This is a genomic window from Maribacter aquimaris, assembly GCF_014596745.1.
GTDB classification, from domain to species: domain Bacteria; phylum Bacteroidota; class Bacteroidia; order Flavobacteriales; family Flavobacteriaceae; genus Maribacter_A; species Maribacter_A aquimaris.
Window position 1 is genome coordinate 1 of sequence record NZ_JABTCF010000016.1, and the last position, 23,092, is coordinate 23,092.

General features: G+C 41.0%; 17 protein-coding genes and 1 tRNA gene. 15 read left to right on the plus strand and 3 right to left on the minus strand.

All coding sequences use genetic code 11. The annotated features are described in order from the left end of the window. The first annotated feature begins 354 nt into the window (after positions 1-354). Positions 355-428 (plus strand) — tRNA-Ile (locus HPE56_RS18825). 696 nt (positions 429-1,124) lie between these two features. Here HPE56_RS18825 and HPE56_RS18830 read toward each other — a convergent pair. From HPE56_RS18830 to HPE56_RS18840, 3 genes are all read right to left on the minus strand, one after another. Continuing rightward, positions 1,125-2,789, minus strand: a complete 1,665-nt coding sequence (locus HPE56_RS18830) for a M20/M25/M40 family metallo-hydrolase (RefSeq protein WP_188245293.1) — start codon at positions 2,787-2,789, stop codon at positions 1,125-1,127. A gap of 131 nt (positions 2,790-2,920) precedes the next feature. Then, positions 2,921-3,430, minus strand: a complete 510-nt coding sequence (locus HPE56_RS18835) for an outer membrane beta-barrel protein (protein WP_188245294.1) — start codon at positions 3,428-3,430, stop codon at positions 2,921-2,923. Positions 3,431-3,932: 502 nt separating this feature from the next. Then, on the minus strand, positions 3,933-4,550 hold the full coding sequence (locus tag HPE56_RS18840) for a class I SAM-dependent methyltransferase (RefSeq protein WP_188245295.1): 618 nt from the start codon (positions 4,548-4,550) through the stop codon (positions 3,933-3,935). Positions 4,551-5,257: 707 nt separating this feature from the next. Here HPE56_RS18840 and HPE56_RS18845 point away from each other — a divergent pair. From HPE56_RS18845 to HPE56_RS18910, 14 genes are all read left to right on the plus strand, one after another. Beyond that, complete coding sequence (locus tag HPE56_RS18845) at positions 5,258-6,280, plus strand: LacI family DNA-binding transcriptional regulator (RefSeq protein ID WP_188245296.1); 1,023 nt, start codon at positions 5,258-5,260, stop codon at positions 6,278-6,280. 112 nt (positions 6,281-6,392) lie between these two features. Further along, positions 6,393-10,019, plus strand: coding sequence for a glycoside hydrolase family 38 N-terminal domain-containing protein (locus HPE56_RS18850; RefSeq protein WP_188245297.1), 3,627 nt, complete (start codon positions 6,393-6,395; stop codon positions 10,017-10,019). A 39-nt stretch (positions 10,020-10,058) separates the two neighbouring features. Beyond that, positions 10,059-10,475 carry a hypothetical protein gene (locus HPE56_RS18855; protein WP_188245298.1) on the plus strand — a complete coding sequence of 139 codons (417 nt, stop codon included), beginning with the start codon at positions 10,059-10,061 and terminating at the stop codon, positions 10,473-10,475. Between the two features lie 2 nt (positions 10,476-10,477). After that, entirely contained in the window at positions 10,478-11,182 is a 705-nt protein-coding gene (locus tag HPE56_RS18860) for an RraA family protein (protein ID WP_188245299.1), read from the plus strand. Between the two features lie 39 nt (positions 11,183-11,221). Further along, positions 11,222-12,667: a sugar porter family MFS transporter gene (locus HPE56_RS18865; protein WP_188245300.1), complete on the plus strand. Its 1,446-nt coding sequence runs from the start codon at positions 11,222-11,224 to the stop codon at positions 12,665-12,667. Positions 12,668-12,732: 65 nt separating this feature from the next. Continuing rightward, positions 12,733-13,152, plus strand: coding sequence for a hypothetical protein (locus HPE56_RS18870; protein WP_188245301.1), 420 nt, complete (start codon positions 12,733-12,735; stop codon positions 13,150-13,152). A gap of 21 nt (positions 13,153-13,173) precedes the next feature. Continuing rightward, positions 13,174-13,974, plus strand: a complete 801-nt coding sequence (locus tag HPE56_RS18875; protein ID WP_188245302.1) for an SDR family NAD(P)-dependent oxidoreductase — start codon at positions 13,174-13,176, stop codon at positions 13,972-13,974. 12 nt (positions 13,975-13,986) lie between these two features. Next, positions 13,987-15,138: an extracellular solute-binding protein gene (locus HPE56_RS18880; protein ID WP_188245303.1), complete on the plus strand. Its 1,152-nt coding sequence runs from the start codon at positions 13,987-13,989 to the stop codon at positions 15,136-15,138. Between the two features lies 1 nt (position 15,139). Then, positions 15,140-15,907 carry an enoyl-CoA hydratase/isomerase family protein gene (locus tag HPE56_RS18885; protein ID WP_188245304.1) on the plus strand — a complete coding sequence of 256 codons (768 nt, stop codon included), beginning with the start codon at positions 15,140-15,142 and terminating at the stop codon, positions 15,905-15,907. A 4-nt stretch (positions 15,908-15,911) separates the two neighbouring features. Further along, positions 15,912-16,958: a lactonase family protein gene (locus HPE56_RS18890; RefSeq protein WP_188245305.1), complete on the plus strand. Its 1,047-nt coding sequence runs from the start codon at positions 15,912-15,914 to the stop codon at positions 16,956-16,958. A 66-nt stretch (positions 16,959-17,024) separates the two neighbouring features. Next, on the plus strand, positions 17,025-18,188 hold the full coding sequence (locus HPE56_RS18895) for a CaiB/BaiF CoA transferase family protein (protein WP_188245306.1): 1,164 nt from the start codon (positions 17,025-17,027) through the stop codon (positions 18,186-18,188). A gap of 44 nt (positions 18,189-18,232) precedes the next feature. Beyond that, positions 18,233-19,294, plus strand: a complete 1,062-nt coding sequence (locus HPE56_RS18900) for a mannonate dehydratase (protein ID WP_188245307.1) — start codon at positions 18,233-18,235, stop codon at positions 19,292-19,294. Positions 19,295-19,345: 51 nt separating this feature from the next. Continuing rightward, positions 19,346-20,737: a glycoside hydrolase family 76 protein gene (locus HPE56_RS18905; RefSeq protein ID WP_188245308.1), complete on the plus strand. Its 1,392-nt coding sequence runs from the start codon at positions 19,346-19,348 to the stop codon at positions 20,735-20,737. Positions 20,738-20,911: 174 nt separating this feature from the next. Next, entirely contained in the window at positions 20,912-23,083 is a 2,172-nt protein-coding gene (locus tag HPE56_RS18910) for a glucosidase family protein (RefSeq protein ID WP_188245309.1), read from the plus strand. The last annotated feature ends 9 nt before the right edge of the window (positions 23,084-23,092 follow it).

The following is a 23,092-nucleotide window of genomic DNA, read 5'->3' on the forward strand; positions in this document are numbered from 1 at the left end:
TATTTAGGTCCCATAGCTCAGTTGGTCCTGACGCGTGGCCACGGTCAGGATGCTGATAAGCAGAGCTTCATCAGCATTAGAGCAGGGACAGAAGGAATAATAGTAAGGTAAAATAATATTTTGGTCCCATAGCTCAGTTGGTCCTGACGCGTGGCCACGGTCAGGATGCTGATAAGCAGAGCTTCATCAGCATTAGAGCAGGGACAGAAGGAATAATAGTAAGGTAAAATAATATTTAGGTCCCATAGCTCAGTTGGTCCTGACGCGTGGCCACGGTCAGGATGCTGATAAGCAGAGCTTCATCAGCATTAGAGCAGGGACAGAAGGAATAATAGTAAGGTAAAATAATATTTAGGTCCCATAGCTCAGTTGGTTAGAGCATCTGACTCATAATCAGAGGGTCCTTGGTTCGAGCCCAAGTGGGACCACTTAAAACTCCCGAAAATCAATGATTTTCGGGAGTTTTTATTTTTATAGGGTGGCATAGCGGGGATGTTTTTTATATTTTAAGGGTATGAATGTGCCAGATGAATTTTACCGAATAATCATTCTAGTTAGTGTAGTCGGTGTAGCGATGACCTTAGTTGGTTACTTAACAAAAAGGGGAAGAAACTTTCGAAGCAGTAGGAACAAAAAAGCGAGGAAGCAGCGTTAACCCGTTTAGGGCCTCTTTTTAAATCCATGAAGGACTAAAGGGCTTTTTATTGATTGGTTTATGGCACTTTGCTTACCTAAAATACATCCATTTTAGACGAGCCGTTGTATCTAAAAAAATATTGATTTTCTTACATTTTATACAATCAGGACAGCACTTCACACAATTGTGTACCTCAAATTCATAATCAGTTACTAGATTAACATCAAAATAAAAATCACGCCCCTGCTATAAGAACTGTCTTTTAATTAAAAAACCAAAAAATTATGAATCCACTTATATCCTTTATCGCGACTTCATCCATAATTTTTGCCCTAAGTGTTATTATTTTTATTCTTACTGGGCTTATGAAAAATCGATCTAGACAGTAATTACCTTACTGTCTTACTTGAACTCATCGTTTTTTTGAATTTTTCATCAAAGACAAATGTTTTTTGACTTTGATCAGCTTTGGAAACTCGAGCATTATTTACTTCTTAAGATTTAAAAGTGATTTATCCCTAATAGCTTTAAATTCGGATTTTTCATTCCATGTAGGGTAGCTATCTTCATTAGCCAATGTATAACCAATTTTAAAAAACAACTTGGCATCTTCAATGCAACCTTCTAAATTCGATGTTTCTGGGTAGTACTCATCAGCTGGTTTATGGTATGCCGTTGCCCAATAGTTTTTAACTTGTTGTTTGGCCCAATCTTTACCATGTTCCCTACTGTCTTGCCAACCTTTAATAAATAACGAAGGAATACCGACTTTGGCGAAGCTAAAATGATCAGATCTGTAATACATTCCATTTTCAGGAAACGCTTCTTCAACGATATACCTGTCTTGTTCTTTAGCGGATTCAGCAACATAATCATCCAATTCAGATTGCCCAAGACCGGTAATGGTAACATCTTTCATTTTACCCATTGGCAATAGCAATTCGTAATTTAAATTGGCAATAGTTTTTTCAGGGGGAAAAACACCATTTGCAGCATAGTAGGCAGAACCTGTCATACCGGTTTCTTCGGCGGTAACAGAAAGAAAAACAACAGATCTTTTAGGTTTCTCCTTTAAATTGGCAAAAGCTTTGGCCGTTTCAAGCATTGCAGCCAATGCCGTTCCATTGTCCATTGCTCCATTGTAAATGGAGTCCCCGTTATGTTTTGGACCAATTCCAAAATGATCCCAATGTGCACTGTAAACAATACATTCATCGGCTTTTTCGGTACCTTCTATAATTCCAACAACATTTTTACTGTTTTGAAATTTTAATTCCGTTTTTATGGTGAGGTTTAAATCACAATTTAAATGAACTGCTTTAAACTTATTCGAAATGGCCTGTTCTGCCAATTCATCAAAGTTAAAACCGGATTTTTCGAATAAATTTTTACAGGCTTCATCTGTAATCCAACCTTCTAAGGCACATTTAGAATGGTTATTGTCTTTTGCTTGAAGTGAAATTCCAGAGCTGGAAGTATTGGTCAAAACTTGCCAACCATAACCTGCAGGTTTCGTAGCGTGGATAACCATAATACCTTTTGCTCCCTGCCTTGCAGCTTCTTCGTATTTGTATGCCCAACGACCGTAATATGTCATTGAATTTCCTTTGAATAATTCTGGATTTTGTGTAGCAAAACCTGGATCGTTTACAAGTACTAAGACAATTTTATCCTTTACATCAATACCTTCATAATCATTCCAATCATATTCAGGAGCAACAATTCCGTAACCTGCAAAAATAATTTCAGCATTTTGAATGGCAACGGTATCATCAAGGTAAGGTGTTTTAGCAATATAATCCGTGGTTTTTTTCAAAACAACTTCCCCTCCTTTAGTGCTTATGGAGATTTCCTCATCTGGGGTGAAATTCATTTCTACCAAAGGAACATTCTGAAAATAACTATCTCCATAAGCCCCTTTAATTCCCATTTTTTTGAATTCATCGGCAATATAATTCACTGATTTTTCTTCCCCTATCGTAAAAGGCTTCCTTCCTTGGAATTCATTGGAAGAAAGGGTTATTAAATGTTTTTCGTAATCGGTTGAATTGATTGTGTTCTCAGCATCTAAAGCATTGTTTTCATTTTTGCAACTAGTGAAAAGAATTAAAAATGCAATGAAAAGCGGGAATCTATTGGAAGTAAATAGCATTATTTTTATTTTGAATGAATCTTATAAAAGTACATTTTTAATACTAAAATAAAATGCTTTACGGCATTATAAAAGAACAGGGGTGGTATTGCAAATTTGCAATACCACCCCTGTTGTTATGAAAAGTGTACTTATAACTTATAAGTGATTCCAATTCTACCTCCACTGACTACATTTCCTCCACCAACTTGAAGATTTACCCCAAATCTATCATTAAAGAAATATCGACCGCCTACTTGCAATCCTATTCCGAAATTATCAGCACCACCATAATTATAAGTCTCACCATCAAGCTTGGTACTCCAACTAAAATAATTCAAATTGGCACCCGCATAAAAATCCCATTCACTGGGAATATTAAAGACCTCATTAAAATGATAATTGCCATTGGCTTGGATTCCTATGATGGAACTCTTGTAATCACTGTTAAAACCACTATTGTGATTATAGGATTGATACGATAATTCCCCACCAACAGTTATATTGGGAGCAACCCCATATTCCAACCCTGCGTAAATAGGTGTTCCCCATCCTGAAAAGCCGAAGCCTGCATTTACTTGTAAATTCCCCTCTTCCAATGGAGCTTGGGCAAAAGTAAATCCCATAGTGCACAGGGCTAAAAATAAAGTGATTTTTTTCATGTTTAAAGTTTTGATTAATAATTAGTTGATTACAATTGATTTTATAATTCTCAATGAATAAAAACGCGCAAGATAATTATATATCCTTTATTTTGAACTTTTAATTCTATTATATTTTTACTGGGAAAGTGACCTATCTAGCCTTTATTTGGACTTCAATTTTTGATTTTGTTTCGCTGGGAAAGTGTCCTAACCCATGCTTTTTTATTTTTTTAATCGCCTAATGTTTATAAGTGCTGACTTTATTGATTTCCAATATTCAAGTTGTTTCTGATCCGGAACCAGTGCTTAAAATCATAGATTATTTCATCACAAAGGTGCAAAGCAAAGTTCATGGGGTCTTCATATGATCTATGATCATACAATAATTTTTCTGCTGCTTCCTTTGGAGATATTAAAGCAAGGTTTGATTGGTTATACATCCTTATATTTGAACTTTACAACGTTGCATATGTGCGTGGTGCGGTCGAAAGGGAGTATTGTCGAAAATACAGTATTGGATTTATTTTAAAGGTGCGACCGTAAAAATGGCTTGGTAAAAACTTATTGACTTTTTAAAGTAGTGTTCACTTTCTACGATAAAGCCCGCTTTTTTTATTGAAAGATCTGTATCTCTGTTTATGTTACAGCCATTGCCCATAATTTTCCACAAAGGGTTTACGATGTTATATAATAATCTGCTAGGCTTATTTTTAGCGTGAATATGTTCTAGGATAATTAGCTTACCCGTAGGTTTCAACCATTTTTTAAATTTATCCAAGGCTAAGTTTTGATCAGGGATAGTACATAAAACCAAGGTGCAAATAATATAATCCAAGGAATTGTTTTTTATCATCGAATTCAATCGTTCATCTGCAATACCCATATTACAGGTGGTGATCTGTGCTTTTTTTGGAAGCTTAGCTTTTGATTTATCCAACATAAAAGATGAAGGTTCCAATGCAATTACCTTTGCTTTGGCGTTATAATATTCGAAATTCGTACCTGTTCCGGAGCCTACCTCTAATATTGTCCCCTCTAAATTACTTATCAATGCTTTTCTAATGGGATGGAATGTACTTTCCAGGTTCGTCATAAACGAATCATATTTTGAGGCAAATATTTTCTTATAGAATTCCATTGGAATAAAATGTATTGAATTATTATCTAGGGTTACTATGAAGGCTTCCCCTAGATGGCACTGCTTCGTTTTCTAAAACTTCATTTAATTGACCTTATCACCCTTCGCTAAACCCCGATAATATTATAGATCATTTTCAAGCACCTAAAGTTAAAATAATTCGTGTGTTGAAGGCAAATCTTGCGTTAAAGAACCCGGTTAAGTGGTTCAATTCAAGGAGAGTTTCCCTCGATTAAAGAATCACAATAGTAGCCCACATCAATATCCGTGTAACTTAAGACTTTTTTTTGGTTTCCATAACGAATTCCGGTAATGGACATCATACTATTACTGTATGTACAAAGAATATGGGATTCAAGCTCCTAGAGAAAAAAGGCGGCTAGCGTGGAAGTTCATTGACTTTGTTCTACGGCAGCCATGCTGGCTAGTATCACCGGTGGGGATAAAGGAAATCCATGAATGGCGTGGAATCGATAATAACCCGGGTGTATAATTATGATTTTGACGGTTATGACATTAGACAATTGGTGATATCACAAAAAAATAATCCAAATAATTTTATTTAACAAAAAAATAACGTAATATTGAGAATCCTAAACCGTTTTAGGCGGTGTTGGGGAATGAAGTTTTATCAGTAATGGGCTGTGGTCCAAGGAATTTATAAATAATATCAAAAATAGCTAAACCGCTTTAGTTTTTTTTCAGCCATGAAGAAAGTCTTTTTAAAGGATATTGCAGAAAAACTGAACGTTTCCAAAACGGCGGTGTCGCTGGTTTTGAACAATAAGGGCGATGAGAATAAAATCAGTCAGGAAACCCAGAAAAGGATCATTGAATTTGCCAAGGAGCATAATTATGTCCCCAATCAACTTGCAAGGGGATTAAGTAGGGGCAAAAGTGAGACCATAGGATTGATCATCCCGAACATATCGGATACCTTTTATTCCAAGATTGCGGGTTATGTTGAACTTAAAGCGAAAAACCTGGGATATACCGTTCTATTTAGTAGTTCCAATGAGGATCCCAAAAAGGAAGGGGAACTCATCCGTTCTATGCTCAACCGCCAAGTGGAAGGGTTGATCATTGCATCTACACAGCAAAACCTTAAAGACATCCAGTCGTTAAAACAGGATAAATTCCCATTTGTACTGATTGATAGGCACTATCCCGAAAGTGATACCAACTATGTGGTTGTGGATAATTTTAACGGCTTAAAGACGGCCACGGAGCATTTATTGCAATTGGGAAGGCGTAAAATTGGGTTTATAACGTTAAAACCGGGATTGGAGGCCATAAAGCAGCGATTGTTGGGGTACCAAAGTGCCTTGACGGATTTTGATATTGAATACAAGGAAGAACTCATAAAAGAGCTAAGCCCTGGCAATTATGAAAACGAGATCGAATCGGCTATTAGGGAATTATTGAAATTCCCCAATTCGGTTGATTCCATAGTTTTTTCAACACACTACCTGACCTCTGTGGGTTTAAGGGAGTTGAAAAGGAAAAATGTGAAGGTGCCCCAGGAAGTGGCTATTGTGAGTTTTGATGAATTGACCGCTTTTGACCTGGTCGATCCACCCATTACCTCGGTAATCCAGCCGGTAAAGGACATAGCCAACACTGCAGTGGATATATTGATCAATGAAATTGAGGGCAAAGACAGCGCAATGGACAATAAAAGAATATTGAATTCCAAACTTGAAATCAGGAAATCATGCGGAACGTTTTAACCCATGGCTCGGAAATAGGATTACAACAATTAACTAAACCGATTTAGTTTTATAACTAAAAGAAGTTGGGGATGTTGACAATCATAAATGATAATAAAGAATAAAAAATAGAATGATGAAATATCAGATCAAACTAGCGTCTAGGGTACTTTTAAGTACTTGTTTTTTCCTTGTTTTGAATATTGGGTACGCCCATTCATCCGTGGGGAAAAAGAACATCGAACCGCGTTCGACCAGTATGCTTTTCCATCAAGGTAACGGTGGTGGAAGTGGCCATATTCAAGAGTTGAATACGAATTACCGTTTGTACAACCTTGCCAAGAATGATATTGAGGGATACAAAGAAATGCTTTCGGGATCGGAGTTTTTTCTATACCCATCTATCCGGGAAGATGTAAACGTTTCCATGATAGCCAGGGCTACTACCGGTAAAATGGGCTTTGAGTTTCTTACCGGTATGGTTCCGGCCGATTATAGTTCGGATACGGTCACTTTTTTTATGCTCAGCGATATCGACCTTAATTTGAACGAGTCTTTTGATATTCACGTAAACGACAGGCATGTATTGACTTTCAACACGAATGAAGACGGTAGTTTGTCCATTACTGAAAACCCTGGTAAAGGAAATGCTGAATTTGTTTTGGTACGAAGGGATGGCAATGGGGACGGTATTGGTGCTTTCCGATTGACCGTGCCTACCTCCTTTGTTCAAAAGGGGAAGAGTGCTAAGATCAAATTTAACGGTCATAAAAAGAACTCCAACTGTTGGCTAATGATTTTTAAGGCAGATGATGCCCTTTCCAGAATCAGGGAATCGGTTAAAAGCGAAGCGGCCTTTGTCATTAAGGAACAGAACGGGGTACTGTTCGTGGATGCCCCAGTTTATTTTGAGGGTAAAAAGGTTTATGTAATCAGTGATGGTAAAAAGAGCAAGGTCAAAACCTTCAAGGCACAAGGAGAACTTTCAAAGGTGTCGTTTACCATACAATCCCCAAAGAAAGATTTCTCTATAGTTTATGATGGTACCGAAATGTCCCTTGCCTTTAAAAAAGGGGACGGTACCATTTCATCAACCGATATTGTAGGCAATTACCTGTTCCATCATCAAGCCAATAACATTGGGAATAGTTGGTTGGCCTCATTGACCAAATTGTACAAGCCGGAATTCAATGAAACCTTTGACGACTTTTTTGAGAAAAAATATGAAAAGGGATTGGTTTCCATCATGAATTCAAGCCATCAGGATATTGCATGGGTCGATCGCCCAGAGGTGTGCATAATTTTAAGGGATACCCTATTGTTGGCACCCGTCCTAAAAGATGCTTTTATAAGGGATGATTACGGTTTTGATATCGAGGACGGACTCATGCTGCGTGAGTATCTGGAAAGGCATCCCGAATCAAGGGAACAGTTGACGACCCTGTTAAAAAGAAAACTGATATCCGTTGGTGCTACCTATAACTGTCCTTATGAGGATATGTACGATGCCGAGGACCAAGTACGTCAATTGTATTTGGGCAAAAAATGGGTAAAGAAAAATTTTGGTGGCTATGATTCCAAGGTATACTGGAATGTGGATGTACCCGGAAAATCCTTGCAAACCCCCCAAATCCTTAAAAAGGCTGGGGTCGATTATATGGTGATAAGTCGACATGCCAAAGGGATGTTCCATTGGGCGAGTCCAGATGGCAGTTCGGTTTTTACTTACTCCCCAGGGCATTATGGCAACGATTTACTCTATCTCTCCAGGGATATGAGCAATAAATTGAAATACGGTGCGGATCAGACCTTGTATTGGGAAGATACCTTTAAGGGCGGGGAGATCCAGACCCCATTATTGTCTAGCCAGGATATGCTTCCCGCAATAGATTATTCGGAATATATCGATACTTGGAACGCGTTTGACACCTTTAAGGACAAGGAGGGTTCCACCAAGAATATGTACCTGCCCAAAATGGAATTGCAGACCGTTGATGAGTTTATGCCCTTGGCGGAAAAAAATGCCATGAATGTAGATACCATAATGGGCGAACGACCCAATGTTTGGGTATATATTCACGGCCCTGGTCATCACGATGCCCTAACCGCTAGTCGGGAAGCATCAAAATTACTGCCTGCTGCCGAGAAGTTCCTTTCAATAGCCAATAAAATGGATCCGGTGAAGATGAAATATCCTTTTGAAGCCCTTGATGAGGCTTGGCAGGCAAAAATATATCCAGACCACGGTTGGGGTGGCCACGATGGGGATGTCACCGATAACCTGTTCAAGGAGAATTTGGTGAAGTCACGGACTATGGGGCAAAATTTATTGAACCAGGGGGTAGGTTATATTTCTCGAAAAATCAAGAAAAACGAGAAACTTGGTATTCCCGTAGTGTTGTTCAATAGTCTTTCCTGGGAACGAACAGATCCCGTTAGCACTAAGATCGATTTTGAGAAAGGAACGGTCAAGAATGTTGCTGTAATCACAGCCAACAAGAAAAGGGTTGAGGTACAAACAAAAAACGAAACCTATTATGATGACGGCAGCCTAAAAAGTGCCGATATCACCTTTATCGCCGAAGACATTCCTTCCATTGGTTATGCAACCTATTATGTAACTGAGGATAAAAACGGAACGGTTGGGAAGGCGTCCAATTTGGGGAATACATCAACGTATGAAAACCCTTTTTACAAAGTTAGTTTTGAAAATGGGGGCATTGCCCAGGTGTATGACAAAGCGTTTAAAAAAGACCTTTTCCTGAATGACCATTTTAAGGTTGGTGATGTGTTCACGATGCAGTCCGTCGGAAATGGTGCCGGGGAATTTGGGGATGTACAACAACCTAGCATGGTCGATTTTGACAAGGTAAGCCTCCATAATCCCCAATGGGAAATTTTGGAGAATGGCCCAGTGTACACCAAATATAGATTGGAACAGCAAATATTACACGCCATTGTAAGGCAGGATGTTACCTTATACCATAATTTAAAGAGAATCTATTTTGATACCAGTCTTCGCAACTGGTCCGGGGAACTGTACCGGGAATTTAGAACCGCTTTCCCCGTAAATATGGAGAACCCCGAGATTGCCCATGAAGTTCCGTTTGGAAGCGTTCGTGTCGGTAAGGACGAAATCAAGACCGCGGGCGAACGGTATACCCCTCTTTGTAAGGATGTGCATCCGAGGGCGATTATCGACTGGATTTCTGCCACCGACGATGAGGTTGCCATTACGTTGAGTTCATCGGTATCGGCAGCGGATTGGATCGATCCCACCGAGCATTCATCGGACCATGCTGTTTTGCAGAACCTTTTATTGGCCAGTAGAACATCCTGTCATTGGGAAGGGAATGAATACTCCCAGGGCGGTAACCACGATTTCAACAATGTGTTAACGTCCAATAAGGCGGGCAGCATTATGGGTCAAAAAATCGCGAAACAAAAAAATGAACCGATCCATGTAGTGGTCTATCCAGATACTTCAAAGGATGCCTTTTTGCCGGCAGCCACAAGTTTTTATTCGATAGATTCAGATAACGTAATAATAACTACCATCAAAAAAGCAGAAGATACCGATGAGATCATTGCGCGTATGTACAACGTAAAGGATGGCAACGAAAAAGTTAATGTTTCTTCTTATTTCGACATCAATTCGTACAAGCATACCAATATAATCGAGGAGAACCCAACACCTGTTTCCCCTGAATTGAAGGTTGGTAAATATGCCATTGAGACTTTTAGCCTGGATGTGAAATAAGCAGGTTTCCTATTTATTCATTTTTTAATAAAGAGAGATATGGGGCTTATAGAGAAAATTTCGAATGAAGAACCAGGGGTTCATTCCGTATTGGTCAAAGACAGTTGGCAGGTGGTCAAGGTGAATTATTCCATAGACCATGAAGTCGATAACCTAGGTTCACTATACATGAATACAAATAGCGGGCTAGCGGTCGCTTTGCTTAAGGGCAGGGCCATATTGATCAAGGAAAGTGGGGACGACCATTTGCCGTTCATACAGACCATTCCCATGGTTCGGGGAACTTCATATTTCATTCCTGAAAATTTGGGATTCCACATTGTAATGAAAAAGGGCAGCGAACTGTTTCGTGTAGAAAGTCCCCAAGGGTCCGCAATGGAGGTTCTGAAAAGACCTTTGGATAAAAAGGAATTGGATATTATAAAAAGAAACGTAATCAAAGAATTTAAAAGTTAAGAATGGAAACAACAACGCCGTTATGGAACAATGATGATGAGCTTTTCAAAATCGCCAAGAAAGAACTGTTTGTTGCTCTTGTGGGCGATATTTTGGATACTTTGGGATACCACCATCAATTTTTGCCTCCCAACATTAAGCCACTGGACACCAACTTTGTCCTTATCGGGAGGGCAATGCCGGTACTGGAGGCCGATGTATTCGAAGAATCTGTCGAAAACACCAAGAACCCACTGATGAAAAAACCTTTTGGGATCATGTTCGAGGCCCTCGATGACCTGAAAAAAAATGAGGTCTATATCTGCACGGGTTCTTCCCCTAGGTATGCCCTTTGGGGTGGGTTAATGAGTACCAGGGCCATTAAACTTGGGGCAGCAGGAGCCATTTTGGATGGTTATTCACGGGATACCAATGAGGTGCTTCATTTGAATTTCCCCACCTTCTCCTTTGGGGGATATGCCCAGGATCAAGGTCCACGGGGAAAGGTTATCGACTATCGTGTTCCCATTGAAATCAAAGGGACAAAAATAAACCCCGGGGATATCATCTACGGAGATCGGGATGGGGTTTTGATTGTTCCCAAGGAAGTGGAAACCAAAGCATTTATGGGGGCCATCGAAAAAGCACGGGGAGAACAATTGGTGAAAAAAGCATTGGAAGAGGGTATGAGTACCGTAGATGCGTTTAACAAGTTCGGTATTATGTAGCCCTTGGGCAAATGTGGATTTACAAACGAAAAAAAATTTATGAAGACTAAAAAATCCAACTATTTGTTGGGAATAAGCTTTGTTTCGACCATTGGAGGGTTCCTCTTTGGATACGACACCGCAATTATATCGGGTTGTAATACCTTTTTGGAACAACATTTCAATTTATCAGCCGCTGAGCTCGGTTGGTTGGTTTCATCGGCTTTGTTGGGTACCATTCTCGGGTGTATCGTTGCGGGATCGATAACGGATAGGTTAGGGCGTAAGAAAGCCTTGATCATTGCTGCCATTTGCTTGACAATATCGGCGTTTGGATCCATGTTGCCCCCTCAGTTTTTGGGGAATTTAAATGAGGCTTTCTGGGTCACTTCCAATGCGGATTTTTCATTTAATTTCTTAATTGGTGTCCGCATTATCGGAGGAATAGGCGTAGGGATCACCTCAGTGGTAGCCCCTATTTATATTTCGGAACTTTCCCTGCCCCAAAACAGGGGAAGAATGGTATCGCTTTATCAGCTTTCGATAACCTTAGGCATTCTTTTGGCTTTTTTGGTCGATTGGTTGGTGTTGACCAATGCAGGGGATTTGGCCGGAGTAATTTCAAATGAACCTTCCGGATTTTGGGAATGGTTGTTCGTTGATGAACTTTGGAGGGGGATGTTCGGCACGGAGATTCCGATTGCCCTGTTGTTCTTGGTTTTACTTTTCTTGGTACCTGAAACGCCAAGATGGCTTATTGCGAAAGAACGCTATGATGAGGCCGAGGAAATCATGGTCAAAATCAATGGTGAAGAGTACGCCCGGATGCAAATGGCCGAAATAAAGGAAGTGGTCAAAGAGGAAAGCGGTGGCATAAAGGAATTGTTAAAACCGTATTTAAGGGTTCCGCTTTTGATAGGGATATTACTTCCTATGTTTTCCCATTTAAGCGGTATTGCGGCCATCATGTATTTTGCACCCAATATTATCAATGAATCCGTCCAAAGTGTTGAGAGTTCTTTTTTAGGGGCGGTATTGGTCGGTGTGGTCAATAGTGCGTTTACCTTCGTGGCTATTTTGAACATCGAAAAATTTGGACGAAGAAAACTTTTGCTCATTGGCGTTGTAGGTGCCTTTATATCCTTAACGGGTGTTGGCGTTTTATTCGCTTTGGGCTCACAATACGTCATTATTCCCTTATTGATGTACGTGGCCAGTTTTGCCTTTTCCTTCGGACCCATTGTCTGGGTGATCATCAGTGAAATTTTTCCCACTCGCATACGCGGATTGGCAGTTGCATTGGGGAGTTTCTCATTAATGGTTACCGGGTTTGTCATAACCCTCACCAATCCTATCCTTATCGATACCATTCAAGCTTCAGGTACTTTTTTACTTTATGCCTCATTGACCTTACCGGCTATATGGTTTATTTGGAAATACGTTCCGGAAACGAAAGGAAAGACCTTGGAGGAAATAGAAAGGTATTGGCGAGATAGTACAAAGTGATAATTGAACAAGAAATCCAGCGGTTTTTGAAAAAAAAGCGAAGTATATTTTAGGTATAATAATCCATGATCGAAGCATATAACATTAAAGAAAAAGGGTACCATCCCTTTATTGTAAAAGAAGGATGGCAATTGGCAAGACTTAATTTTACCGAAGCACAGCATATCAACCAAATAATACGGTTGGATGTGCATTTGAAAACGGATGAAATATTTATCCCTATAACAGGGAAATCCGTTCTTATTGCGGCCTCAATGGTAAATAATGAACCGCAGTTTGAAACGGAATTGATGAAAATCAACCATATCTACAACATACCCAAGGGAGTATGGCACAATATCGCCATGGAGGAAGGTAGCGAGGTTTTTATTGCGGAGAAATCGAACACCCATGTGTCTGATTTTGAATATTTTCCCTTGAGCAATGCTAAAAAAGAGGAACTGGGGATATTGGTTAAGGCCCAATTGGAATCGCAAAACGGGTAACCGTTTGGAAAATCGATAAAAATGAAAGAAATAGATCTAAAAGGAAAAAAGGCTTTGGTTACCGGAGGAAGCATGGGAATCGGAGCGGAAATATGTAAACAATTGGCCAATTGCGGTGCGGATGTTTTCATCAATTATTATAGTAATAAGGCCAAAGCGGAAGCGCTGGTTAAAGAGTTGCAAGAAACATACGGTGTAAAAGCAGCCTGTGCAGGAGCCAACGTTGCCGATTCGAAGCAGGTAGCGGAAATGTTCCTCCAATTGGATAAGGAATTTGGCGGAATCGATATCCTGGTGAACAATGCGGGTAGTGAAAGTGTTTCCCATGTATTGGATATGGAAGAAAAGGAATGGGATAGGGTTTTGAACATCAACCTGAAAGGCCCTTTCCTTTGTTCTAAACAAGCGGCCCAAAGAATGGAGCACAGCGGAGGCGGTGTAATCATCAATATATCCTCCATTCATGATAGCGTACCGAGAAAAGGGCTGATCCATTATTGCTCTGCAAAGGCCGGACTTAAAATGTTCACCAAATGTTTGTCCCTGGAACTTGCAGACCAAGGTATCCGGGTACTTTCCATTGCACCGGGAGCCATTGAGACCAATATGAACAGGGAGGAAATCAAAAATTTTGGAAAGGACAAATTTGAACAATGGATTCCACAGGGGCGTATTGGGGAAGTTTCCGATGTGGCCAATACCGTGGCTTTTATGGCGAGCGATTTGGCCAGTTATATAAATGGTGCCGACATTTATATCGATGGTGCCTATATGAACCATACCATTCAATATGATCCCAGACCTGAAAGAAAGAATAAATAAACCGAGCAAGGTATGACGCAACCGATAGTAATAAAAGGTATGGCTTGGGATCACCCCAGAGGTTATGAACCCCTTAGGGCTACTTCGGCTGCCTTTTCGAAAATGCATCCCGAGGTTGACCTTCAGTGGGATATCCGTTCGTTAAAGGAATTTGGGGACATGCCTATAGAAGACCTTATCGAAACGTATGATTTAATCACTATCGATCACCCCTATATGGGGCAGGCCTTTGCCAATAAGTTGCTATTGCCTTTGGAAAAATCCATATCGGAGAAGAACCTTGGCACATTGAAAGAGCAGTCGGTAGGCCCAAGTTTTGAATCCTATATGTATAAAGGGCACCAATTTGCGTTGCCTGTAGATGCCGCTGCCTTGGTTGCCGCCTTTAGAAATGATCTTTTGCTGCAATTGAATCTAAAACTACCAAAAACACGGACCGGACTATTCGATTTTTATAAGAAAATACCGAACACGCACAAAGTGGCCTGGCCTTTATGCGCCACAGACCTTTGGTGCACCTTCCTGACCCTATGTGCCCAGGATGCGGGTAGGGATTTTATAAAGGATAGGGCAATAGAAAAACGTTTGGGCACCCAAATATTGGACGAATTGAAGCAGCACTTGGAACACCTTCACCAAGAGTCGATACATTGGAATCCTATCCAAATCTTAGACCGAATGGGTGCAGATGATGAGATTATCTATGCTCCTTTTTTATTCGGTTACACCAATTACTCAAGATCCGGATATACTAAAAATAGCGTCGATTTCGGAAATAGTCCCATAAACCCAAAAACTGATGTCTCTACCATATTGGGAGGGGTAGGGCTTGCGATATCTACCCATTGTAAACATCAGGATTTGGCCGTGGCATATATAAATTATGTGGCCAGTGCGGAGATCCAGGAAGGGATTTATACCGAAAACGGCGGTCAACCCGGGAATTTGAAAGCTTGGCAAAGTAAGGCAAACAATACGCTTTGCAATAACTTTTTCAGCAATACCCTAACCACCATGGAAAAGGCATATGTGCGTCCCCAACATAGGGGGTGGAATGCATTTCAGGAACAGGGGGCCGACCTATTGCATAAGGGTTTACTGAACAACACCCCTTCTGATGAAATCATTAAAAATCTGAATCAATTATATCAATCTATATCCTAATATGGAAACGAACTATAAAAATATCACTGTACAGGTAACCAACAAGATTGCCATACTGAGCTTTAACCGACCCGATCAGTTGAATGCGATGAATCGGGAAATGATGGATGAGATTATTGCTGGTATTGAAGGCATAAATGAAAATGATGAAGTACAGGTCGCCCTGATCCGTGGGGAAGGGCGTGCCTTTATGGCTGGAGCGGATATTAAGGAATATGGCGGCCAAACCCCTGAGGAGTTCAAGGCATTCCAAGATCGTGGCATACAATTATATGAGTCCATCGAAAAAGCCCCCAAACCATGGATCGCTGCTATAAACGGATTCGCCTTGGGTGGTGGTTTTGAAATTGCACTTTCGTGCGATATGATACTTGCCAGTGAAACCGCAAAAATGGGGCTCCCCGAAGTGTTCTTAAGTTTGGTTCCCGGGGGTGGGGGAACACAACGTCTTATTCAAAAAGTAGGCATAAACCGCGCAAAGGAATTGTTGTTTTTCGGCAGTCAATATACTGCGGAAAAACTATATGGTTGGGGAATCGTAAATCTGGTAATTTCCGAAGATAACTTTGATGAAGAGGTCATGAAATTTGCGGAAAAACTGACACGGAGATCACCATCGGCCATCAAAGAATTGAAAAGATTGGCGCAACTAAGTCTTTCAACACTTCCTTTCGACGAGAAAATCGCGGAAGAAGGTAAGACGGTGACGAAACTTTTCTATGGTGCCGAAGCAAAAAAAGCCATTAACGATTTTATAGCGAAATCATAAAAATATGGAAACATTGACCTTCTTTATTGGTAGTTACACAGAATACCCCATTCCTGGTTTTGGGGGCATCGGCCATGGTATTTATACGGTCCAACTCAATACGAAAACCGGGGAACTCAAGGTCTTGTCCACCGAGCCTACCCGTAACCCCAGTTATTTGGCCCTTAGTGCCGATTACAGGTATTTGTATTGTATTACGGAACTGGACGAAAAAGATACCCCCCATGTGAGGGCTTATAGGGTGAAAGAAGGTTTTTCGTTGGAATTCCTTAACGAGCAACCTATTGCGGGAGGATATCCTTGTCATCTCGTGGTTGACCAAAATAATGTATTGGTTGTATGCTATGCCACAGGGAATGTCTTTCAGTATCCTGTAGATTCTCAAGGGAAACTCTTACCTAAGGTAAACCAGTATGACCATAAAGGTTCTAGCATCAATAAGGTTCGGCAGGAAGCACCCCATGCCCATCAGGTATCCGTGCATCCCAATGGTGAGGATATTTATGTGTGCGATTTAGGAATGGATAAGGTCAAGGCCTATCGATTTGAAGGCAACGATCTGGTTCCTAATCCAGCGAAGGATTGTAAAATTTCCAAAGGAAACGGTCCACGTCATATGGTTTATGATGCGGAAGGGAATTTTGCTTATGTAATCAGTGAGTTGACGGGTACGGTATCGGTTTTAAAAAGTAATGAAGGTGTATTTAAAGAGGTTAAAACCTACCCCACCCTGCCCAAGGATTATACGGGCGTTCCCAGTGCATCGGCCATACGGATGCATCCGTATGGAAAATATTTATATGTGGCAAACCGGAAATTGGAAGCGATAACCCTATTCGGAATCGAAAAGGGAAATTTGGAGCTATTGGCTTTTCAGAACACCAATGGTAAAGAATTAAGGGAATTCAATATAACCCCGGACGGACAATGGTTAATAGCCTGTCATCAGAATTCGCATGACACGATTGTCTATCGAATAGCGAAAGATGGAAGCTTAAGTGAAAAGTACCGTACCAAGGAAATCCTATCACCGGTTTGTGTGGTTTTTTAAAAAAGGATAAGCATAGGCTAAACCGATTTAGTAAATAAAAATATAATTCCTAATGCCAAACGACAAATGAGTACGAATAGTAACGAAAACGAAGGCCCCTTAAAGGGATTGGTAGTGGCCGATTTCACCCAATTGGCACAGGGACCCTGGGCTACCCAGATGTTGGGCGATATGGGGGCCGATATTATCAAGATAGAACCCGAAAAAGGCGATTGGATGCGGCATTACGCCTATGATAATATGTATCCTGAAGGAGAAAGCATCTCTTTTGTAAGTTTCAATAGAAATAAGAGAAGCATAGCCTTGAATTTAAAGGACGCTGAGGATAAAAAGGTGGTAATCGATATTATCAGGAAGGCCGATATTTTGGTTGAGAACTTTCGACCTGGGGTCATGGAAAGATTGGGATTGGGCTATGGAGATATGAAGAAAATCAATCGAGGTTTAGTGTATTGCTCCAGTTCGGGTTATGGAGCTTCCGGTCCGTATTTGCATAGACCGGGGCAAGATTTATTGGCGCAGTCAATTAGTGGAACTGCGGCACTGAACGGTGTAAAAGGCCAAATGCCAGTAGTTACGGCGGTGGGACAAGCGGATTTATTAACGAGTTTGTTCATTAATCAATCTGTTCTGGCGGCTATTTATTCTAGGGAAAAAACCGGAAAAGGGCAAAAAATAGAAGCCAATTTACTCAACTCGGTCGTTGGTTTCCATGTGCAGGAAATTACGGCATACTTGCACAAAGGGTTCAATCCGGAACGCAGTGAAAGTGGCATTCCAAATCCGTGGTTAGGAGCGCCCTACGGACTCTATAACACCAAAGACGGATACATTGCCATTGGTATGAATTCCGTTCAGAGATTGGCCCAAATCATAGGGCTCCAAAAATATGACGCTGCGGAATTTGCTTCCAATAATATTATAGAGAGTAGGGATGAAATCCGGTTCGATTTTGATGCCGTCTTTAAGACAAGGTCTACACAAGATTGGCTTAACCTTCTGCTGGAGGAGGATATTTGGTGTTCCCAAGTAAATTCATTTGATGAGATGGTCAATGATCCACAGATCAAACACAATGAAATGATCATCGAAATCAATCACCCAACCATCGGGAAAGTAAAAACAACAGGTTTTCCGGTATGGTTTAGCGATACGCCCCAAAAAATTTACAAAGCGGCGCCCTTGCTCAATGAAGATGGGGAAGAAATACGCCGGGAATTTTGTGACTGATGTAACTAAATGATAATCAATATAATATTCAAAATTTAATAGGAATGAAATTAGGATTCGGTTTATATAAACACATGTTGGATACCAAGCATTATAATTTTGCCAAACAATGTGGTGCCACACATCTTGTCATTCATTTGGTAGATTATTTTGGCCATAACAAAGATAATGCAGACCAGCCCATCGGAGGTGAAGAAGGTTGGGGAAAGGCAGGTAGTCCAAGTGAAATTTGGTCCTTGGAGGATCTTATGGCCATTAAAAAGGAAATCAACGACCACGGTTTGGAGTTAGAGGCCATTGAGAATTTTGACCCCGCCCATTGGCATGATATCTTATTGGATGGCCCGAAAAAAGAGCTTCAAATGGAAAACCTGAAGCAGCTTATCCGCAATGTGGGCAAGGCAGGAATACCCACTTTTGGTTATAATTTTTCATTGGCCGGGGTAGCGGCAAGAAACCAAGGGCCTTATGCCCGGGGAGAGGCCGTTTCCGTGGGTATGGACGGTGGCGACGATACCCCCATTCCCAACGGTATGGTGTGGAATATGGTGTATGATGAAAACGCCCCAGCAGGTACTTTGCCTAAAATCGACCACGAGGAACTTTGGAATCGATTACAGTATTTTCTTGACGAGATCCTACCCGTTGCCGAGGAAGCAGGGGTGAAAATGGCAGCCCACCCGGACGATCCACCAATGCCCTATGTCCGAAACACCCCAAGATTGGTGTATCAACCTGATATGTACCAGAAATTGATCGATTTGAAACCTAGTCCATCAAATAATCTGGAATTCTGTTTGGGCTCCATTGCCGAAATGATCGAGGGCGATGTTTATGAGGCTACCGATACGTACAGTAAGCAGGGTAAGATCAGTTATATCCATTTTAGGAATATCGTTGGGAAGGTTCCTAAATACAAGGAGGTTTTTGTGGATGATGGTGATATTGACATGTTCAAAATCCTAAGGATTCTTAAGAAAAACAATTTTGACGGCGTGTTGATTCCCGACCATACACCGCAGATGACCTGTGATGCCCCATGGTATGCGGGTATGGCATATGCTATGGGATATATGAAAGCGGCATTGGCATTGTTGAATCAATAAACCTACAACCCATAGGCTAATAAAGTTTTAGAGGTAAATAATTTAAAGAAAATGAAAAGAAGAAAGTTTATTACGGTAACAGGAGCTTCCGCTATTGCAGTTTCCGGAGTATCTCCCCTATTGACATGGGCCTGTAGTGAATCCAACCCCACCAATGAGGTTTTAAAGCAACAAGCCATTCTTGCTTTTCAACGCTTTGAGGAAGTTTGGGATTTTCAAGACTTCTGGAAAAGGGGAAATACCTTCGATGCCTGTCTTGTTTTTGCAGAAGCCCTGCATCAACGTTGGCCAGACGATACAGAAGTTGTGGCCATTCAAGATAAAGTGGGCAAAATGCTAGAGGAAAACCTGAGCTTTTTCAACAGCTATGATCCGGGCACCCTTTGGGCCGATGATTTTGGTTGGTGGGGGCTTATGGCCCTCAATGCACGAAAGCACCTTTTGCAATTGGGAAATAAGGAACTGGCGGACAAGTACCTAAAACTATCGACCGACCTCTGTTGGGAATACAAAAAGAAAACGGCTTACGACCATACCGATTTGGCCAATCCCGTGCTACATGGGTGTAGAAATGGCGACGCCAATGGGGATAGTCTAGGGGTTAAAAATACAGTGACCAATGTATTGCTCTTTTTGCTCTCCTCACGAATTTACCGCTTGTCATTGACGGAAAATCTTCCCGATAATAAAAAATACCTCGATATGGCCTATCGCCAATGGATTTGGTTTGATGAGTGGTTCAAATTGGGCGAATATCAATATCTAAAGGAATTATCCACTTCAGGAGCTCTGGTTCAGGAGCGCCCTATGGCATTTTTTGAAGAATCTACCTATCAAGAAAAAATACACCCACCATGGGCCGAAGGTTGGGTTTGGACAGGAGACCAGGGGATGTTGGTCGCCGCCTTGACCGATATGTTGGCTATTAAAGGAGAACTATCCCAATATCTTATTTCAAAGGATATAGATTTCTATGTAAATACGTATGAATCAAGATTGAGAGACTTAATAAAACGAATTGGTCTAGGTGTGAAAAATGCCTTGATCGCCGATGTTGATAGCATTATTCGCGAAGCACCTTGTCTTTCGAGTTTTGGTCCCGAACACGGTAGGGACTATCTCGCTGGTCGTGGAATTATGATGCGTTATTTGGGAAATGAAGAAGTAAGAAACCTATTGGGTGTTGATCTTTCCACAACTATTGAAAAGACGGTAAATGCCATTTGGAAGACCCGTGATCAGTCTACAAACCAAGTGCAACCTGAATTTACCAGTGCGGAGAATGATAAACTGTATGTTGAACAGTTTAAAGCCCTGTGGGGCTTGGCAGACGATGTTCATAAATGGGATATCTCGACCATGAAAGAGAAAAATAAATTTGGAGTCTGCCAATCGGTAGGGCTTGATTTAATTGGCGCCGCCATTAAGCAGGATAAACATTGAAATTGATGATAATGGAGTGTAAAATTGTTCCCCTTAGTCTCGAAAAATACCGTCGGCCAGGCCGGATATTGGAATCCTGAACCCCAGGTTGGGTGGGGAATAATGCTATTATCGCATAAAGTATAATAAATAAACAACAGAACACGAATCAACTTTAACCTTTTAAACAGTCTTATGAAAAATACGCTTGCAATACTCCTTTTCCTTTGCTTATTTCAGGCTTTGTGGGCACAAAACACACCTACCCCTGCCGACCCGGAATATTATGCCATGGACAGGGAAGATATCACTTTTGATGACGAGCAGGTACTTCTGGTGAATTATCGTGGATTTGTATCCCCCCGACAGTACAGTGTAACACAATTTACCAACGTTTGGTTTCTGCCTTTCTCATCTTCCCGATATGAATTTAACCTGAATTTTTATGATAAAGGTACCGGGCGTTTGATAGAGGATGATGTGCCAACGAAATGGAAATCATGGATCGATGATGGTGGTAGTTACGACCCCTTGGGTTCCAACTTCCGGCCCAATTCACCATCCATAATGGTTACCCAGGATGAAAAATGGCAACCCAACCAATATGAAAGGACAGCTACCTTCCATAAAGAATATAATCATAAGTTGGTAAGTTTTTCAGCAAAGAGCTGGACGAATGTCTCCTTCGATGACGATGAGGTTTTTCTTAAACTGGTTCTTACCAATCGAAATTCCAAGAATTTAGAAATGACCATTATTCCGAATCAAGTTGCAGATATCATTGAGCGGCATTTTGCAGAAGGTTCACCAAAGGCAGATTCGTTGGATGTTTTTACTATCGGAAGTGAAAAGGCACACGCCCGTGTTTCTTCATCCATAAAGGAAACGGGTGATAAAGGTTTTGAAATAAACATTGCACCCGGAAAAACGGGGACCTATTATTTTGCGGTTAAGTTTTATGATCCGCAGGTTGGGACTCCCGCAATTTATCAGGCAGATATAAAAGACAGAATGTTGCAAGCTGATAAAAAGACGCGTGATATGGTTTCTTGGGCTTATACAAAACTTCCAAAATTAACGAGTTCCAACAAGCAACTTCAGGAATACTACTACCGTTGTATGCTATCGGTATTAATGAGCCGATATGAGAATCCAAACTATATTTCAGATGTGTTTTGGGCTGTGGGTACATGGCCCTATACGATAAGTTGGGATACCTCATATACATCGGACGTCATTGCCATGCTAGACCCTGAAAGTTTGAAGGGGGCTATTTTAACGGATTTTGAAAACGTAAAAATGAAAAGGACCTATGTGGGTTGGAACGGAGCACAATGGGACAATCTTTATATCCAGGAACCTTTTGCATTGCAATTGATGATAGAAGCCTATATTCGACATACGGGTGATTATTCCATTTTTGACGAAAAGGCTTCCGGGGCATCCGTTTGGGAATGGATGCAACGTTGGGTAACCGAACTACAGACGAATTACACTGACGATCTAGGATTGATAGATGTCGGTTATAATACGGAGAAGATTATAGAAATCCGTACCGATGGTTATAACCATGCCGTACCGATTACCAATACGTTGACCATTGATTTGTTATACACCATGTCCGATTGGGCAAAAAGGAGAAACGAACTGAAATTAGGGAAAACTTATTTCAAGGATGCCGAAAAATTAAAAGGTCTTGTCGATAAATATCTTTGGAATGAAGAATTGGGTTGGTTTGACAACCTTTACCCAGATGGAACAAAAGGGACTATATGGACCTATCATTTATTCGACCTGTTAGGTGCCGATTATCTATCGGACAACCAAACCTATCGTTTGGTGAGCCATTTACAGGAAGGTGAATTCCTTGGTAAATACGGCGTGTATTCCATTGCCAGAAGGGATACCGTACATTGGGATCTGATCGACTCCGATTGGGGTGGCGGTGGCCAATACGCGGGAATGCCCGGCCGTATTTCCCGTAACCTATACCAAAAAGGATTTGCCGGGAAAGGTTGGGATGTCTTAAAGCGTAATATGAGATATATCGATCATTTTCCGTACCTACCACAAAACCCCCGTATTGATGCTCCTGAGCAAGACCGCTCTTCAATGCCCCTTCAGATTTCAGCTGGTGCAGGAATGGAAGCCATTGTTTTCGGCACCTTTGGGGTAAAGATGGATGAGGACAAACTGACCATAAAACCTTTTAACCACGAAGATATTGGAGAGGCCACAATGACGGACATCGTATGGAAAGGCAGAAAATTCGGAATTCAATTGACCCGTAAGACTTTCTCTGTATTCGAAGGTGATAAGTTGATCGCTACTAAATTTTATGGAGAGACCGTAGAAATTGTCAAATAACCAAACAAA

Excerpts from the sequence above, each read along its gene's own strand:
- HPE56_RS18850 (WP_188245297.1), top strand. The coding sequence starts at position 6,393 with ATGATGAAATATCAGATCAAACTAGCGTCTAGGGTACTTTTAAGTACT.
- HPE56_RS18910 (WP_188245309.1), top strand. The coding sequence starts at position 20,912 with ATGAAAAATACGCTTGCAATACTCCTTTTCCTTTGCTTATTTCAGGCT.
- HPE56_RS18830 (WP_188245293.1), bottom strand. The coding sequence starts at position 2,789 with ATGCTATTTACTTCCAATAGATTCCCGCTTTTCATTGCATTTTTAATT.
- HPE56_RS18900 (WP_188245307.1), top strand. The coding sequence starts at position 18,233 with ATGAAATTAGGATTCGGTTTATATAAACACATGTTGGATACCAAGCAT.
- HPE56_RS18870 (WP_188245301.1), top strand. The coding sequence starts at position 12,733 with ATGATCGAAGCATATAACATTAAAGAAAAAGGGTACCATCCCTTTATT.
- HPE56_RS18865 (WP_188245300.1), top strand. The coding sequence starts at position 11,222 with ATGAAGACTAAAAAATCCAACTATTTGTTGGGAATAAGCTTTGTTTCG.
- HPE56_RS18860 (WP_188245299.1), top strand. The coding sequence starts at position 10,478 with ATGGAAACAACAACGCCGTTATGGAACAATGATGATGAGCTTTTCAAA.
- HPE56_RS18890 (WP_188245305.1), top strand. The coding sequence starts at position 15,912 with ATGGAAACATTGACCTTCTTTATTGGTAGTTACACAGAATACCCCATT.
- HPE56_RS18895 (WP_188245306.1), top strand. The coding sequence starts at position 17,025 with ATGAGTACGAATAGTAACGAAAACGAAGGCCCCTTAAAGGGATTGGTA.
- HPE56_RS18840 (WP_188245295.1), bottom strand. The coding sequence starts at position 4,550 with ATGGAATTCTATAAGAAAATATTTGCCTCAAAATATGATTCGTTTATG.
- HPE56_RS18880 (WP_188245303.1), top strand. The coding sequence starts at position 13,987 with ATGACGCAACCGATAGTAATAAAAGGTATGGCTTGGGATCACCCCAGA.
- HPE56_RS18855 (WP_188245298.1), top strand. The coding sequence starts at position 10,059 with ATGGGGCTTATAGAGAAAATTTCGAATGAAGAACCAGGGGTTCATTCC.
- HPE56_RS18885 (WP_188245304.1), top strand. The coding sequence starts at position 15,140 with ATGGAAACGAACTATAAAAATATCACTGTACAGGTAACCAACAAGATT.
- HPE56_RS18905 (WP_188245308.1), top strand. The coding sequence starts at position 19,346 with ATGAAAAGAAGAAAGTTTATTACGGTAACAGGAGCTTCCGCTATTGCA.
- HPE56_RS18835 (WP_188245294.1), bottom strand. The coding sequence starts at position 3,430 with ATGAAAAAAATCACTTTATTTTTAGCCCTGTGCACTATGGGATTTACT.
- HPE56_RS18845 (WP_188245296.1), top strand. The coding sequence starts at position 5,258 with ATGAAGAAAGTCTTTTTAAAGGATATTGCAGAAAAACTGAACGTTTCC.
- HPE56_RS18875 (WP_188245302.1), top strand. The coding sequence starts at position 13,174 with ATGAAAGAAATAGATCTAAAAGGAAAAAAGGCTTTGGTTACCGGAGGA.